The following is a 15,682-nucleotide window of genomic DNA, read 5'->3' on the forward strand; positions in this document are numbered from 1 at the left end:
GTTCATATCGCAGCTCTCATATTGATTCAGAAGCTCCTAGCCACATCCATCAGATTCAACTCGTTTCCGATACTCTTTGCGCACGACTATGGCAGAAACAGCCAGCCCCGCCCCGCAGGCATTCATTCTCAATGAATGCCTGTTTCAGCGATTGTTTGAGGCCAGAAGAGCATGCTTTCTATCACCAAGCAATCGCAAATTGCCCGCCCAACGATTGTTTGATGCTAGAAGCATCTTTCTTCTATCACCAAACGATCGTAAATCGTCCGTTCAGCGGCCGTTTGACGTCAGAAAGGCCCGCCTTCTATCACCAAACAATCGCAAACATCCGCTTCAGCAGTCCTTTCAGTCCAAAAACCACATGTTTTTCCCGGATGCAAACGGCCGCGAAACACCTTCCAGCAGCCCATCAAAATCCGGAAAGCATCTGTTTCCATGCTGAAAGAACGCAAACCACTTTTGCCGAGGGCCTTCCGGAACCGGAGACACAAGCCCATCCGGCATGCGACCACCAATGAACTTGCATGCGGACGCCGTGCGGATTCAGCCCGTGAAATCCGCCGAAAAGCCATGTCATATCAACAAATCCTGTGCAACCTCACCGCTACTCATCACGAAACCTCGAATCAAATTTAAGAACACCTCGCCAAAACCCAAAGCAGCCACGAAAACCAACAATCTCCAGAGCGACGCCCCTACCACGACACCAAACAAACAACGAAAAAGGCCGACGCGCAGAATCACGCATCGGCCTCGAAAGACATACCGAAAACGGAAGCCTACCGCTCTTCCAGCGGCACGTAGTCGCGCTTCACCGGCCCGGTGTACACCTGGCGCGGGCGGCCGATCTTGGTGTTCGGGTCGGCCAGCATCTCGCGGTACTGGGCGATCCAGCCGGGGATGCGGCCCAGTGCGAACAACGTGGTGAACATAGCCGGGTCGAAGCCGATGGCGCGGTAGATCAGGCCCGTGTAGAAGTCCACGTTCGGGTAGAGGTTGCGTGAGACGAAGTACTCGTCGTGCAGGGCGATGTCCTCCAGCTCGGTGGCCACATCGAACAGTGCACGCTCGTCGGCCGGCAGCTTGGACGTGTCCTCGCGCTCCATGATCTTCTCCAGATACTGCTTGGCGATGGCCGCACGCGGGTCGTAGGACTTGTACACGCGGTGTCCCAAGCCGGAGATCTTCTGTCCGTTCGCCTTGGCGTCGGCCACGAACTCGCTCACGGACTTGCCGGAATCGCGAATCGCCTTCAACTGCCGCAACACGGCCTCGTTCGCACCGCCGTGAAGCGGGCCGGATAGGGCGTTCACGCCGGCGGCCACCGCGGAATACAGGTTGGCGTGGGCCGAACCGGCGATGCGCACCACGGAGGTCGAGCAGTTCTGCTCATGGTCGGCGTGGATGATGAGCAGTCGGCCGAGGGCATGCACGTACAGCGGGTCGGATTCGAACGGCTCGTACGGCACGGCGAAGCACATGCGCAGGAAGTCGTCCACGTAGCCGCGCGCGTAATCGGGGTAGAGCATCGGCTCATCGCGGCGACGGCGGAAGATGTAGGAGACGATGGTACGCACCTTGGCCATGATGATCACCGCGGCCTCGTCCAGCTGGTCGGAATCGGTGATGTCCGTAGTGTCCGGATAGAACGTGGCCAGCGCGTTGATGGCGGAGGCAAGCACGCTCATCGGGTGCGCGGTGCGCGGGAAGGAGCCCATGAACGTACGGAAGTCCTCGCCCACCATGGTGCGATGATTGATGGCGGAGACGAACTTCTCGTACTGCTCCTTGCTCGGCAGCTCGCCGTGGCGCAGCAGCCACGCCACCTCGAGGAAGTCGGATTGGTCGCACAGCTGCTCGATGGGGTAGCCACGGTAGCGCAGAATGGAATGCTTGCCGTCGATGAACGTGATCTTCGACTCGCACTGCGCGGTGGTCAGGAAGCCGGGATCGAGCGTGACCCAGCCGTCGTTACGCAGCTTGGAGACGACGATACCGTCCGCCCCCGCGGTGGCCTTGACCACCGGCAGGGTGTATTTGCTGTCATCCACATTCAGCTGGGCTGTTGCCATACTTGTGCTCCCTCATCAACGGGCCGATGCCGACGGAACGGGCCGTTCGGCTCAAAGCTCAAAAGTATGGCTCACTATATGGCATGCGTGTTTCGGTGCAAGCCGGCGTCTCAAAAACGGCCGAGCGGCAACGCACGGCACCACCGGGCATAACAAAAGGGAGCCCCTACCTGGTGCAGAAGCTCCCCTCAGTCCGCTTTGCCGGCTTTCAAGCCAGCGGCAATCACAGGTTGGTGCGGTCGGTGAAGATGATCGGGCCGTTCTCCGTGATGGCGATGGTGTGCTCGGAGTGGGCGCCGCGCGAACCGTCGGAGGAGCGCAGGGTCCAGCCGTCCTTCTGATCCTGGTAGATCTCGTCCGTGGTCTTGAGGAACCACGGTTCGATGGCGATGACCAGGCCTTCGCGCAGCTTGTAGCCGTGGTGGGCGCGGCCGTCGTTCGGCACGTGCGGGTCGCCGTGCATGATGTGGCCCACGCCGTGGCCGCCGAACTCAAGGTTGATCGGGTATCCGTATTCGCGCGCGATGTCGCCGATGGTGTTGGAGATGTCGCCGAGACGGTTGCCGGGCTTGGCCACGTCGATGGCGGCGGCGAGCGCCTCCTCGGTGCACTTGATGAGGCGCAGGTCCTCGGGGTCGGGGTCCTTGCCCACCACGAAGCTCACGGCGGAATCGGCGACCCAGCCGTCCACGGAGATGGCGAGGTCCAGGGAGACCAGGTCGCCGTCCTTGAGGCTGTAGTCGTACGGGACGCCGTGGAGCACCGCGTCGTTCACGGAAGTGCAGATGTAGTGGGCGAACGGGCCGGTGCCGAAGTCCGGGGCGTAATCCACGTAGCAGGATTCGGCGCCCTTGCGGTCCACGATCTTCTTGTGGACGAATTCGTCGATCTCCAGCAGGTTGGTGCCCACCTTGGTGGTCTCCTGCAGTTCCTTGAGGATTCCGGCGACGAAGCGGCCGGCAGGCTTCATTTCCTCGATTTCACGAGGGGTCTTCAGTTCGATCATGCCTGCCAGCCTACTCAGGCCGCCCTACTTGCGCGGCTTGCCGAAAGTGAACGCGCGGATCACGGCGGTGATGCCCATGACCACCATGGCGCAGCCGCCGAAAATCACCATGAACACGGTGGAGCTCAACGGGCTCATCAGCACCACGAATCCGGCGATGATGGAGATGATCGCGTAGGCCACGGCCCATCCGGAGTGCGGGATGCGCCACGATTCCACCAGCGCCATCACGCCCTCTATGATCCAGCCGAAGCCCGCCATGAGGGTGATCATCAGGGCCAAGGTCTGTCCGGTCAGGCCGTAGTTGCGCACGACCACCACGCCGCCGAAGGTGAGCAGGATGCCCACCAGCACGTCCAGCACGCGCCAGCCGCCGGGCAATCCGGGCTCGACCAGGGCGCTGACGATGCGCACCACGCCGGAGATCACGAAGTAGACGCCGAGCAGCAGCGCGGCCAGGGCCAGCGTCTTGGACGGCACGAGCAGCAGCGCCAAGCCCAGCGCGACCGCGGCCACGCCCACCACGCCGTACACCACACGGATGGTGGTCTTGGCCTTCTGCGGCAGCCATTCCTCGATGAGGCGGAACGGGTTGAAGTCGCCGGCATACCAGCCGGGTTGCGCGCCGAACGGATTCCGGCTCTGATCGTCCTGGCCGTTCTGGTTCGGTTGGTTCTGGCCGTACGCGCCGTATGGCTGACCGTACTGTCCGTACTGTTGCCCGTTCGGATTAGTGGCGTACGGCCCGTAATAGGGCTGACCGTAGCCCTGGGATTGCGGGCCGCCCTGACCAGTCTGTCCACCACCCTGCTGCGGTGGATACTGGCCTCCGTGGTTGCTGTCGTACGCACCGTACTGCGGCTGCTGGTTCTGCTGATACTGCGCACCGTTCTGGCCTTGCGGGTTCGGGCCTTGCGGATCGAATGGATTCTGCGGGTTCTGGCTGTTGTTCGGGTCGCTCATCATGACTCCTTACGTACACGGTTCACCCCATATTTTAGACAGTCTGCCTAATTCACACTATGAGCAGAACTAGTCAGACTGCCTAGTAACCCCTTACGCAATGCACCTCAATCAGCCTACAGCCGAGCTTTTCACCAACGCTTCTCCCCCACGCCGATTAGGCTGGGGGCATGACCAACGAAACCGAAACGCTGAAGTCGGGCATCGACCCGGCATCGTTCTCCACCGTCATCAAACCCGTCAACGACCTGTTCCGCTACGTCAACGGCCCCTGGATCGACACCTACCGTCTGCCGGACGACCGTTCCCGCTACGGCTCCTTCGACAAACTCGCCGAGGACGCCGAGAACCAGGTGCGCGAGATCCTCGAGGACGAGGATTGCCCCGCAACCAAGTCGCAGGCCCTCTACCGCTCCTTCCTCAACACCGACGCCATCGAGGCCGCCGGACTGGACCCGATCCGCGACGAACTCGACCTCATCGACTCCGCCATCGACAAGCCCGCGCTGACCCGCGTGCTCGGCACCATCAACCCCGCCGGCGGCCCGGATCTGTTCGGCCTGGCCATTTACGGCGACCCGGGCAACCCGGACCTCAACATCACCCACATCGAACAGTCCGGCCTGATGCTGCCGGACGAGGCCTACTATCGCGAGGACCACTACGCCCCCGTGCGTGAGGCGTACGTGATGATGGTGGCCACCCAGCTGGTGAACGCCGGATACGCGCCGGCCGCCGAAACCGATGGCGACGATGTTAACGATGCTGCCGACACCAGTGCCGATGCCACTTCCGAGACCCCGGCCGTGGTGCCGAGCGAGGCCGCGCTGGCTATGGCCCGGCACTTCCTCGACGTGGAGACCCGCATCGCCGCCAACCATTGGGACAACGTGGCCACCCGTGACTCGGTGAAGACCTACAACCCCACCGATTTCGCCGATCTGGCGGCCACACTGCAGCACTTCGACCTCGTCTCCTGGATCGACGCATGGCAGTCCTCGTACGACGCCACCGACGCGGCCAAGGCGCAGCCCATCGACCTCAAGTCCGTCTTCGACCGCACCATCGTGCACGAGCCGAGCTTCCTGACCGGACTCGATAAGTTCTGGGACGAGGCCGATCTGGCCGATCTCAAGCTGTGGGCCCGCGTACATATGATTGTCGGTTCCGCGAGCATGCTGTCCCGCGCGTTCGACACCACCAACTTCGACTTCTTCGGCAAGGTGCTGTCCGGCGCCAGGAAGCAACGCGATCGTTGGAAGCGCGCGGTGAGCCTGGTCAACGGCGTATGCGGCGAGGACGTGGGCCGCGAGTACGTGCGTCGCCACTTCCCGGAGAGCGCGAAGCAGCGCATGGAACAGCTGGTGGCCAACCTCATCGACGCTTACCGCGTCTCCATCACCAACTCCGATTGGCTCGGTGCGGACACGCGCGCCAAGGCGTTGGAGAAACTCTCCAAGTTCACGCCGAAGATCGGCTACACCAACCACTGGCGTGATTATTCGGCGCTGAGCGTCTCCGCGGACGCCTTGCTCGCCGAGAACGCCAAGGCCGCGAACCTCTACGAGACCGGCTACCAGCTGGCCAAGGTGGGCAAGCCTGCCGACAAGGACGAGTGGCTGATGAACCCGCAGACCGTGAACGCCTACTACGAACCGACCATGAACGTCATCGTGTTCCCCGCCGCCATCCTGCAGCCCCCGTTCTTCGATCCGGAGGCCGAGGACGCCGCGAACTACGGCGGCATCGGTGCGGTGATCGGGCACGAAATCGGCCACGGCTTCGACGACCAGGGTTCGCAGTACGACGGCGACGGCAAGCTCAACAACTGGTGGACGGACGAGGACCGCAAGAACTTCGAGGAACGCACCAAGGCGCTCATCGAACAGTACAACGGATTCGTGCCGCAGCAGCTCGCCGAGAAGTACGCGGACGAGCCGGACAAGGCCCCGCACGTCAACGGCGCGCTGACCATCGGCGAGAACATCGGCGACCTGGGCGGCGTGAACATCGCCTTGAAGGCGTATGCGTTCGCACTGGGCAAGGCATCCGGCGCGATCGCCGGCGATGGCGACGAGGATGGATCCCCGGCCGCCATCAAGGCCCTGCTGGACACCGCCCCTGAGATGGACGGTTTCACCGGTCTGCAGCGCTTCTTCCTAAGCTACGCCTCCATCTGGCGCACCAAGAACCGCGACGAGCTGGCCGAGCAGTACCTGCAGATCGACCCGCACTCCCCTGCCGAGTTCCGCACCAACGGCATCGCCAGCAACGTGGATCTCTTCTACGATGCGTTCGGCGTGACCGAAGGCGATGCCATGTGGCTCGCCCCCGACGCCCGCGTGCGCATTTGGTGATCTTCTTGCGTTGCTCTAGCTCCCCTCTCTTAGGGGAGCTGTCGTCGTTAGACGACTGAGGGGAGTACCACGAGTAATGCTCCCCTCAGTCTGCTTTGTGTCCAGCTACCTTGACAAGGGGAGCCAAGGCGGACATCATTTTTCACCTAAAACGGAACGTCGTCTTCGACTTCCTCGTCGAATTCACCGTTATACGACTGTGCGTCCGCCATTGAATCCGCCTGCGGCGCTTGTTGGCCAGCCTGCTGTGGCTGGCTTGCGGATTGACTCTCTACCGACTCATCGGTAACTCCTAAATCAACCGGTTGCGCCTGCTGAGGCCCCGCCGCATTCCCCGCAGCCTGATATGGGTCGGGACCGGGACCATTGGCGGTATCATACTGCTGCTGCGGGTTTCCCGTTCGTTGGAACTGCGACTGCTCTCCCTGTGCGGGCTGGGTGCCGGTTCCGGCCCCATTGCCCCCGGCAGCAGTGCCGGCATTCGCGGCATTTCCGCCATTGCCGGCACCATTGCGCGACACCTTGGTCAGCGCCGTGGTGCCGAACGTCAGATCGTGGCCGATATTGGTGGCCTCAATCACCGTGCGACTGCGCAGTTCGCCGGTCGGCGTGGACCATTGCTCGGTGTTGAGCACGCCGACCACGATGACCCTATCGCCTCGACGTACCGATCGTTGGGTGTTCTGGGCCAGTACCCGGAAGGCCTTGACCGCGATCCATGCGGTACCGTATTCCTCCCATTGACGGGTGTTCTGGTTGAAACGGCTTCGCGTACTGCCCATGCGGAAACTCAATACGGGGAAGTTCTCCGTGCCGCCCATCATCGGATCGCCCGCCACGAATCCGGTGATGGTCACTGCTGCCTGCTGATTTGCCATGATCGGTCCTTTCATTCGCATTGCCATGGATGGACCGCCGGGGTTGCCTGCGCGTCCTTGCGGGCAGATCAGCCGGCGGTACTTCCCACTGTGCTGGACCGGAATAAGCCGGGACAAGCCCAACCGGCGAATGTGGATACCATGACGCAGTTGCTTTCGCGTGCACTGTGGACTGATTTCGGTTATCCACCATTAGGCAAATGGTCTTTGCATTTATTCCGGCTCCCCTCTCTCTGAGGGGAGCTGTCGTCGTTAGACGACTGAGGGGAGTACCACGAGTAATGATGCTCCCCTCAGTCAACTGCGCTGGCAGCTCCCCTCAAGGAGGGGAGCCAAGAATAGGGGGACGTCAATCTTGGTTCACCGAACTACTTCTTTTGGCTCCCCTCTCTGAGGGGAGCTGTCAGCGCAGCTGACTGAGGGGAGCCTGAACAGCAACAAAAAGCGCCATCACACAGGATGCGGGATGGCGCTTATGCGCAGCTCTACTCAGGCCTCAATCACAGACGCTCAAGCAGCGTTTCCACGGCCTGGTCGGCGAGCACGGCGACCTTGTTATCGCCGTTACGGTCGCGAATCTCAATCGTGCCGTCGTTGACGAAGTCGCGGCCCACCACGGCGATGGTCGGCACACCGATAAGCTCGGCGTCCTTGAACTTCACACCCGGGGAGACCTTCTTGCGGTCGTCGTAAATCACCTCGACGCCCTTGGCTTCCAGCGCCTCGACCAGCTTCTCGGCGCCCTCGAAGGCCTTCTCGTCCTTGCCGGTGGCCACCACGTGCACTTGGGCCGGCGCGATCACGGACGGCCAAGCCAAGCCGGCCTCGTCGTGATGCGTCTCGGCGACGCATGCGAGCACGCGGGACACGCCGATGCCGTAGCAGCCCATCCACACCGGCACGGCCTTGCCGTTCTGGTCGAGGACCTTGAGGTCCAGCGCCTTGGAGTACTTGAGGCCCAGCTGGAAGACCTGGCCGATTTCCACGCCGCGCTCGAAGCTCAGCGGGCCGGAGCCGTCCGGGCTCATGTCGCCGTGGCGGACCTCGACGGCCTCTACCACACCATCGGCCTTGAAATCGCGGCCGTAAACGAGGTTGTAGTAGTCGACCTCATACTTGTCGGCACCGGTGAACCATGCGGAACCCTTGACCACGTGAGCGTCCACGAAGTAACGCAGCGGCTCCTTGACGCCGGCGACCTCGGCCTGCGGGCCAAGAACCATCGGGCCGATGTAGCCCGGCACGAGTTCGGGGTGCTTCTTGAGGTCCTCTTCGGTGGCCTCTTCGAGCTCGGACGGCGCGAACTGCGCCTCGAGACGCTTCATGTCGACCGTACGATCGCCCGGCACGCCGACGACGATCAGCTCGCGCCACGGCTCGTCGTGTTCCGCGTCCTCCGGGTGCTTGACGGCGATGACCACGTTCTTGAGGATGTCCGAAGCGGCCCATTCACGGCCGTCGTCACGCGGGTGATCGGCGTTGGCGCGTTCGATCATCTTGTCGATGGTCTTGGCGTCCGGCGTGCTTTCCTTGGTGGCGGCCGGGGTGTTGGAGGCATCGATCTCCGGCAATTCCGGCGTGTGCAGGGCCTCGACGTTCCAGGCTTTGCCGGAGGGGGCAAGCGCGAAGGTATCCTCGCCGATCGGCATCGGCGCGAGGAACTCCTCGGACGCGGAGCCGCCCATCGGGCCGGACATGGCGAACACCGGCACGTACTTGAGGCCGATGCGCTGGAACACGCGCTCGTAGGCGCCGCGCTCGTCCATGTACGCCTTGCGCATGCCCTCTTCGTCCACGTTGAACGAGTAGGCGTCCTTCATCACGAACTCGCGGCCGCGGATCAGGCCGGCGCGCGGACGGAACTCGTCGCGGTACTTGGTCTGGATCTGGTACAGCACGACCGGCAGGTCCTTGTAGGACGAGTACATGTCCTTGACCAGGAGGGTGAACATCTCCTCATGGGTGGGGGCCAGCAGGTAGTCGGCCTGGTGACGGTCCTTGAGGCGGAAGATGTTGTCGCCGTACTCCTCCCAACGGTGGGTGGCCTCGTAGGGCTCACGCGGCAGCAGGGCCGGGAAGTGCACTTCCTGGGCACCGATGCCATCCATCTCCTCACGGATGATGGCCTCGATCTTGTTGAGCACGCGCAGGCCGAGCGGCAGCCAGGTCCAAATGCCGGGGGCGGCCTTGCGGATGTAGCCGGCGCGCTGCAGGAGCTTGGCGGAATCGACGTCCGCGTCCGCCGGGTCTTCGCGCAGGGTGCGCAGGAACAGGGTTGACATACGAAGGGTATTGGAAGTCATGTGTTCCAAGATATTCGTGTGAACCGACAATGAAGGGGCGATCCCGAATCGTCCTGCCCATGCCGGTTTTGTCTACGGCCGCTTGTCTTTGGATACCAGTGCGCACTTGACGTTAGCTTGGTTTTCGGCCTTGCGCATGCGACAATGATGAGGGGGATAGATTTACCGTGAAGGGGCACCGATGACGCAGCCGACCAATCCACAGGAACAACACACACCATACGATTCCGAGAGGCAGGCTCCGCCGACGTCACCGCCCGCCGGAACCTCAGTACCAACGACAGGCGATGCATTCACTCGGCAACCGCAGTCAACGACGACTGCCGAATCGCCATTCCGCCCTAAGCCGCGTGAGCCGCAAATTTCACAAACCGTACCGCCTGTAATGCCAGGTCAGCCATATCCTTCGTATTCCGAGACCCCGCAACCGCCGAATTTCGCGGAGACGGGATCATTTCCACCATATTCAGCCACAACCGACGCACCGCCGATAACACACGCCCCCAGCCAGCAGGAACCGTATCCGCCATTCACCAATGGCTTGGGCGTGCCCATAATCCTGCCTTCCACACAACCGGAACCGGAACAGCCTCGCCATTCCAGCGTGCAGATCCTGCTGCTGATTCTGGGTGTGGCGTTGGTGACCATCGCGGTGCTTGCTTTCGCTTTGGTGGCGTACAGCACATTGGGAGATATCGGCAGAGCTGCGGCCATCGGCGGCATCGGCTTGTTGTCGCTGGGTATCGGCGTGGCATTGACTGCGCGGCTGCGGGCCACCGCCGAAGGACTCGCGTGGGCTGGACTGGCGGCATTGACCATCGACGCTATACTCATCGGCCATATTCCGGTGGTGGTACTGCGTGTGCCGCAGGGTACTGCGAGCGGCCTGATCATAGTTCTGATCACCGCATTCGCCTTGGGGTTGCGGCTCATCCGCACGCCTTTCCATACATCCGTCCGTAAGTCCGAGTCTGACACTCAAACGGTCCAGACGACTTCCGTTTCCGCTGGTTTCCCGGCGCAAAATCCTCCGGCTCGGAATGCCTTCACCCAGCACTCCCCGATACCGGAATCCACCACACCGGTCCCTTCGACGCAGGATAATCCCGTGCAGAGCTTTGCTGTGACGGAGTCCTCTGCGCAACCGGTTCTGCCATTGCGCGCCTATACGTTGTATGCGACCTTCTCATTGCCGTTCGCGCTTATCCTGCTCATGACCGATTTGCCTGTGGTGGATTCCGGATTGCGTAATACCGTGGCCGTTGCCGCAGGCGCATTGGTCACTGCGCTGGATGCGGCATTCCTGAAGCCCAGCAGACACTCCCGCCACGCCGATTTCGAGTGGGTCGCCTCGGCCATTGTCTCAATGGCACTCCTGGCACCCATATCCTTCACCATGTATTCCGTAATGTCATCGGCTGAACCGTTCCCTCCGGCGGCTTCGCTCTGTGTCCTTGTCCCCGCTGCATGGGCGGTGGTGCTGGTGACGCTGCATGTACGGGTCTTGACCCATACCGGCAAAACCGTGCATCCGTTGTTCTGCGCCATACCGACCGCGGGACTCGTATGGACATGCGCTTCGGTATCCGTACCGTTGAGCCGCGGTCTTGAGGCGGTGATGGCGGATCAGAATCTCGCCCGCATGTGTGCCTATCTGGCCACAGTGTTGGTATCGGCCATCGCCATGGCCGCAGGCTGTCTGTTGCCACGTTCCGGCGCATTCAGACGCATCGGGGAACCGGCCCGCACCACGGCCAGCATCATCGGCGCGTTTCTGTTGATGGTTCTGACGTTCAGCGAATTCGGTCGCAGGGATGTTCCCGCGTTCATCACCGCAATGACGGCATTCATGCTCATGCTAGCGGTCTGCGCCGCGACCGGAGTGCTCGCTGCCAAACCCCGATTGGACGAGCCGGAAGAAACGACTTCCAAGTTCAATGCACCCATACCGGTTTCGACCATTGAGCTGAGGCCGCAACCAACTTCCCACGTGCAAGCCCCGCGTCCGCAGGGCGCACAATCTACGTATCGATCCAGATACATCTACGCTTCGGCCCTGTTCGCATACTGTTTTGCGATTTTCACCGCCGTGGTATTGATGCTTTGGACGCTTTCGGATCATCATCCGTATATCTCGGTCGATGTCATCGCCATCATCACGGGTTCGGCAGCGCTGATTGTGGGAGCATACCGGCTGCATGTCAACACGCAGGCGCGTAGTTGGCCGGCACTTTGGGCACCGCTGGCACTGCTCATGGTTCCCTCATTGCTGGCAAGCCAGCTGGAGCCGGTCAATTTCCCGCGCATGCTCGCGCTACTCACCATCTCGCTCGTCACATTGCTATTGGGAGCGCTGCTGGGATTGCAGGCGCCGCTGATATACGGTGCGGTGGTACTGACCATCCATATCCTCACGGTAATCTGGCCATGGCTTGCGGAATTCTCACGCCATTACTGGTGGGTATGGCTGCTCATCGGAGGCATCATCCTCATCGTGACCGCCGCGCGGTATGAGGCCAGTCTCAAATCCATGCGCAACATCGCCGCCCGCATCAGCGACCTGCGTTAGTCGCGTACACAATCAGCGTCACCAACGACCGGCTATAGGAGTGCCGCAATTGGGGCAACGGCCGTTCCCGCCGTTTGCCACAGACAGACGGTCGACGATGATGCGGTACCAGTCACGCTCAATGAGCTTTGCACGGCATGACGGATTCGGGCAGTAGGTAGTGTCCCCTTCACGGTCGTGGACATTGCCGGTGTAAACGTAGTGCAGTCCCTCACCGAGCGCGATTGCACGCGCACGGGTCAGGGTTTCATGCGGAGTGGGCGGCACGTCCATCATCCGGTAGCTGGGGTGAAAAGCGCTGAAATGCAGTGGCACGTCCGGACCGAGATGTTCGCGAATCCACGTGCATTCAGCGTGGAGCTGGGCATCATCGTCATTGAGACCGGGGATGAGCAGCGTGGTGAGCTCCACCCATACATGCTCGCCGCCTGGAGTGCGCGCCTCGTTGACCGCATAGTCAATGGTGTCCAACACATCCTGGAGATGCGTGCCGGTCACCTTCCAGTAGAAATCCTCGGTGAAACCTTTAAGGTCGATGTTCGCCGCATCCATGGCCGCATAGAAGTCGGGACGTGCGGCCGCACTCATATATCCGGCGGTCACGGCAATCGGGTGAATACCGTGCTCGCGGCAAGCAACCGCCGTATCGATGGCGTATTCGGCGAACACAATCGGATCGTTGTAGGTGAACGCCACCGAATCGATGCCACGATCCGCCGCTACCTGCGCGATTTTCTCCGGGCTTGCCTCCACACCAAGACGGTCGAAGCTGCGCGCCTTGACGATATCCCAGTTCTGGCAGAACCGGCACCCCGAATTGCACCCGGCCGTACCGAAGCTCAGCACGCTGGAACCGGGGTGGAAATGATTGAGCGGCTTCTTCTCCACCGGATCCACGGCAAAACCGGAGCTGCGTCCATAGGTATCGGACAAGATGACGCCGTCATGGTTTGACCGCACGAAACAGAAACCACGTTGACCAGGCTTGAGCACACAGCGTCGCGGGCAGAGTTCGCACCGGGCGCGGCCGGAGCCGTCGTCGAATCGTGTTTGCCACCGGCCGACTGCGGGATTCACACTTCTTGAATCAGGCGCGACTGTCATACCTGTGGAATCACCAGCATTGATTGACACGCCTGTATCAACAGACTTACGACTCATGGCATTCGACCCGGTAAGGCGATTCACAGTAGCAAAGGCATGCGTAGCCGCATCATTCCTCGGCATAGGCGGTCACCTCGTAGCGCTGGCAGTCGATCTCACCATCAGACCAATCGTAGGATGGGCGAATGCCGGCCTTGGCCAACAGGTGGGAGACGAAGTCGTGCGGATCGGGAAGTTGTTCCCAAACCTGCGGCAGGAAGGTGGCGCTCCGGCCGCGATGGTCGACGATGATCAGCCCATCCCGGCCAGGACGCAATGCCGATTCAAGTTCGTCGCGGGATTTTACTGGTCTGCCCGAATGCTTCGGTTCCCGGCCTGCATTCGTGGTTGCGGGACGGCTCCCATCAGTCAGAGTATGCCAGCAGCTACCCTGCGTCGCTTCCCCTTCGCCATTCCTGTTGGATTCCGATTTCTCGGCATCTGCCGTCACGACAATGGGTTCCGGCTCGCCCAATACCGAGACCTCCACGCTCAACAGCGGGTATTCGGCCGCCGCGACCGGGTCAAAGCGTGGGTCATGAATCGCCGCATCCACGGCATGCTCTGCAACGTCGCGCCCCAACGAGCGGTAGGCCACCAACGAGCCGATGCATCCACGCAGTCGGCCGTATTCGGTAAGGGTCACGAAGCTCGCACCCGACTGCTGCAGCCAAGGATGGGCCGCGATGATGTCACTCACCGACGATTCGGTTGCCATAGTCACGCCGGCGTCTGATTCGGAAACATCGGTAACGGTACCGGCGTCAGCATTGGCACCAACTCTGGCATTGGAGACGGTAGACCGTCGTGTATCCGTATCGATGCCCAGTCGCTCCCGGATGGCAGCCCGGGCAAGCGCCAGTAGCACGTCACCGCGTCCGCTATCCGCCGGATGCGCGTCAGTACCGGAATCTTGGGAGCTCTGATTCGCACCGTCAACGGCATCAGTGCGGCCAGCGGCATCAATACCGCCATGGATATCGGCGTCATCATGACGATCGGTGTAATCATGACCAGCTTCATTTGATTCGGCATCGTTCCGGCCGCCCTCCCACGCGGCAAAGGATGCATAGCCGACCACCGGCTCGCCGGGGTCATGCATGGCTGGGCGTGACTGGCCGGCGAGCGCCGCCACACCGTCATCGCCCGAAGTGGAGCAGCTGAGCTCGAACAGATGCATGTCATGACGTTCGGTCAGCACGTCCAACAGCCCGTTGATCGGGTAGGCTCCGCAGGCACGACGCGGATGGATGGGTTTGCGCAGCGCAAGAATGTCCTCGATGGTCTGGTCGTCCAGTGCGCGGGCGTAGGCCTGAGGATGGTAGTGCGAAAGATCGGAACTGATGACGATGACGGTTTCGGGGCCACCCCACAGGGCCCGCAGCACGTCGCCCACCTCCTTGGCGGTGGCGTCGCCCGCGTTGAGCGGAACGATTTCAAGGTCCGGGCCGAAGATGGTTTGCAGGAATGGGATCTGCACCTCCACCGCATGCTCCTGGGCGTGTGTGGGGTCGTTGACGATCAGCGCAGAAGCGGGAGCACCTGGCCGAGCGTGCATGCCGGAACGCAGTCCGGAACGTGAAACACCTCGTGAAACATTGCGTGAAACGTCTTGTGAAACATTACCGTGAGATGTAAGCTTGTGTGCGCCGTCGCCCGCATCGGCAGTGCCCGCACTGGCAGCATCCGCACCAGCATGGTCAGAAGCAGCAATACCAGCAGCATCCAGGCCATTACTGGCAGCTTTGCCGGCATTATCCGTGCTCGTGCCAGCAGCAGCACCATTCCCACCATGTCTCTCGCCGGAATCACGATTGACGGAATCAGTCGCAGCCATTCCCAACGCACGGCATTCAGCCGCGGTATCCACACGAGTCACATCCAATGGCGTCTCGAACGCATCCCACGTGGAGCAGGCCACGCCGCGGACCGCCACACGATGGGTCGGCCCCACAATCACCGCACGCTTCACCATGCCACGGCCGCGTTCCAGCAATGCGTAGGCAAGCGCCGCCGTGGTGCCGGAATACACGTACCCGGCATGCGGCACAATCACCGCTTTCGGTACACCGGTCGGAAGATTCGGAGCCAACCGCCGCACCAACGAACGGCCATAATCGAGCTGCCGGTTGATGAGCTGCTTCAACGTCACTCGGTCGGCCGGGTAGAACGAACCGGCCACCGACGCCGGCCGCACCGCCGCCGCACCCGCAGCGCCGGTTTCGAGCGGTTCATGAACCTCGTTGTTCCTGTGGAAGATATCGGAATGCACCATAACGACCACCTCACCTTCCATGGTAGCCCGATGGTGCTCGATACTTCACTGCATCACGATTGACATACCCTCAGTCAGCTTCGCCGCCAGCTCCGCTGGCAATAAGAGCCAAGAAT

General features: G+C 61.6%; 10 protein-coding genes. 3 read left to right on the forward strand and 7 right to left on the reverse strand.

Annotated elements, in window-relative coordinates:
* Window positions 1-88: 88 nt before the first annotated feature.
* A complete protein-coding gene (locus tag DF196_RS13285) occupies window positions 89-442 on the forward strand; it encodes a hypothetical protein (RefSeq protein ID WP_146194741.1) in 354 nt (117 codons plus the stop codon).
* A 337-nt stretch (window positions 443-779) separates the two neighbouring features.
* On the opposite strand, the gene DF196_RS08450 is transcribed toward DF196_RS13285, so the two are convergent.
* The 3 genes from DF196_RS08450 to DF196_RS08460 form a co-directional block, all read right to left on the reverse strand.
* Window positions 780-2,072 (reverse strand): citrate synthase, encoded by a 1,293-nt coding sequence (locus DF196_RS08450; RefSeq protein WP_109057410.1) that lies wholly within the window; start codon window positions 2,070-2,072, stop codon window positions 780-782.
* Window positions 2,073-2,295: 223 nt separating this feature from the next.
* Window positions 2,296-3,078 carry a type I methionyl aminopeptidase gene (gene map, locus DF196_RS08455; RefSeq protein WP_109057411.1) on the reverse strand — a complete coding sequence of 261 codons (783 nt, stop codon included), beginning with the start codon at window positions 3,076-3,078 and terminating at the stop codon, window positions 2,296-2,298.
* A gap of 24 nt (window positions 3,079-3,102) precedes the next feature.
* Window positions 3,103-4,041: an HdeD family acid-resistance protein gene (locus DF196_RS08460; RefSeq protein WP_109057412.1), complete on the reverse strand. Its 939-nt coding sequence runs from the start codon at window positions 4,039-4,041 to the stop codon at window positions 3,103-3,105.
* Window positions 4,042-4,211: 170 nt separating this feature from the next.
* Here DF196_RS08460 and DF196_RS08465 point away from each other — a divergent pair, with 170 nt between their 5' ends.
* On the forward strand, window positions 4,212-6,398 hold the full coding sequence (locus DF196_RS08465; RefSeq protein WP_109057413.1) for a M13 family metallopeptidase: 2,187 nt from the start codon (window positions 4,212-4,214) through the stop codon (window positions 6,396-6,398).
* A gap of 146 nt (window positions 6,399-6,544) precedes the next feature.
* Here DF196_RS08465 and DF196_RS08470 read toward each other — a convergent pair whose 3' ends face one another.
* Both DF196_RS08470 and DF196_RS08475 read right to left on the reverse strand, forming a co-directional pair.
* A complete protein-coding gene (locus DF196_RS08470) occupies window positions 6,545-7,276 on the reverse strand; it encodes a single-stranded DNA-binding protein (RefSeq protein WP_109057414.1) in 732 nt (243 codons plus the stop codon).
* Between the two features lie 500 nt (window positions 7,277-7,776).
* Window positions 7,777-9,579: a proline--tRNA ligase gene (locus DF196_RS08475; protein ID WP_170115027.1), complete on the reverse strand. Its 1,803-nt coding sequence runs from the start codon at window positions 9,577-9,579 to the stop codon at window positions 7,777-7,779.
* A gap of 604 nt (window positions 9,580-10,183) precedes the next feature.
* Between DF196_RS08475 and DF196_RS13690 the strand changes: the two genes are divergently transcribed.
* Window positions 10,184-12,148 carry an SCO7613 C-terminal domain-containing membrane protein gene (locus tag DF196_RS13690; protein ID WP_206603791.1) on the forward strand — a complete coding sequence of 655 codons (1,965 nt, stop codon included), beginning with the start codon at window positions 10,184-10,186 and terminating at the stop codon, window positions 12,146-12,148.
* Window positions 12,149-12,166: 18 nt separating this feature from the next.
* Here the strand turns inward: DF196_RS13690 and amrS are convergent, their stop codons facing one another.
* Window positions 12,167-13,252, reverse strand: a complete 1,086-nt coding sequence (gene amrS / locus DF196_RS08485) for an AmmeMemoRadiSam system radical SAM enzyme (RefSeq protein WP_109057416.1) — start codon at window positions 13,250-13,252, stop codon at window positions 12,167-12,169.
* A gap of 109 nt (window positions 13,253-13,361) precedes the next feature.
* On the reverse strand, window positions 13,362-15,566 hold the full coding sequence (gene amrB, locus DF196_RS08490) for an AmmeMemoRadiSam system protein B (protein WP_241519659.1): 2,205 nt from the start codon (window positions 15,564-15,566) through the stop codon (window positions 13,362-13,364).
* Between the last annotated feature and the right edge of the window lie 116 nt (window positions 15,567-15,682).

The organism is Bifidobacterium callitrichidarum (assembly GCF_003129905.1).
Taxonomy (GTDB): domain Bacteria; phylum Actinomycetota; class Actinomycetes; order Actinomycetales; family Bifidobacteriaceae; genus Bifidobacterium; species Bifidobacterium callitrichidarum.

Coding starts and splice junctions, on each gene's coding strand:
- DF196_RS08470 (WP_109057414.1), bottom strand. CDS start 7,276: ATGGCAAATCAGCAGGCAGCAGTGACCATCACCGGATTCGTGGCGGGC.
- DF196_RS08450 (WP_109057410.1), bottom strand. CDS start 2,072: ATGGCAACAGCCCAGCTGAATGTGGATGACAGCAAATACACCCTGCCG.
- DF196_RS08460 (WP_109057412.1), bottom strand. CDS start 4,041: ATGAGCGACCCGAACAACAGCCAGAACCCGCAGAATCCATTCGATCCG.
- DF196_RS08475 (WP_170115027.1), bottom strand. CDS start 9,579: ATGACTTCCAATACCCTTCGTATGTCAACCCTGTTCCTGCGCACCCTG.
- amrS (WP_109057416.1), bottom strand. CDS start 13,252: ATGACAGTCGCGCCTGATTCAAGAAGTGTGAATCCCGCAGTCGGCCGG.
- map (WP_109057411.1), bottom strand. CDS start 3,078: ATGATCGAACTGAAGACCCCTCGTGAAATCGAGGAAATGAAGCCTGCC.
- amrB (WP_241519659.1), bottom strand. CDS start 15,566: ATGGTGCATTCCGATATCTTCCACAGGAACAACGAGGTTCATGAACCG.
- DF196_RS08465 (WP_109057413.1), top strand. CDS start 4,212: ATGACCAACGAAACCGAAACGCTGAAGTCGGGCATCGACCCGGCATCG.
- DF196_RS13285 (WP_146194741.1), top strand. CDS start 89: ATGGCAGAAACAGCCAGCCCCGCCCCGCAGGCATTCATTCTCAATGAA.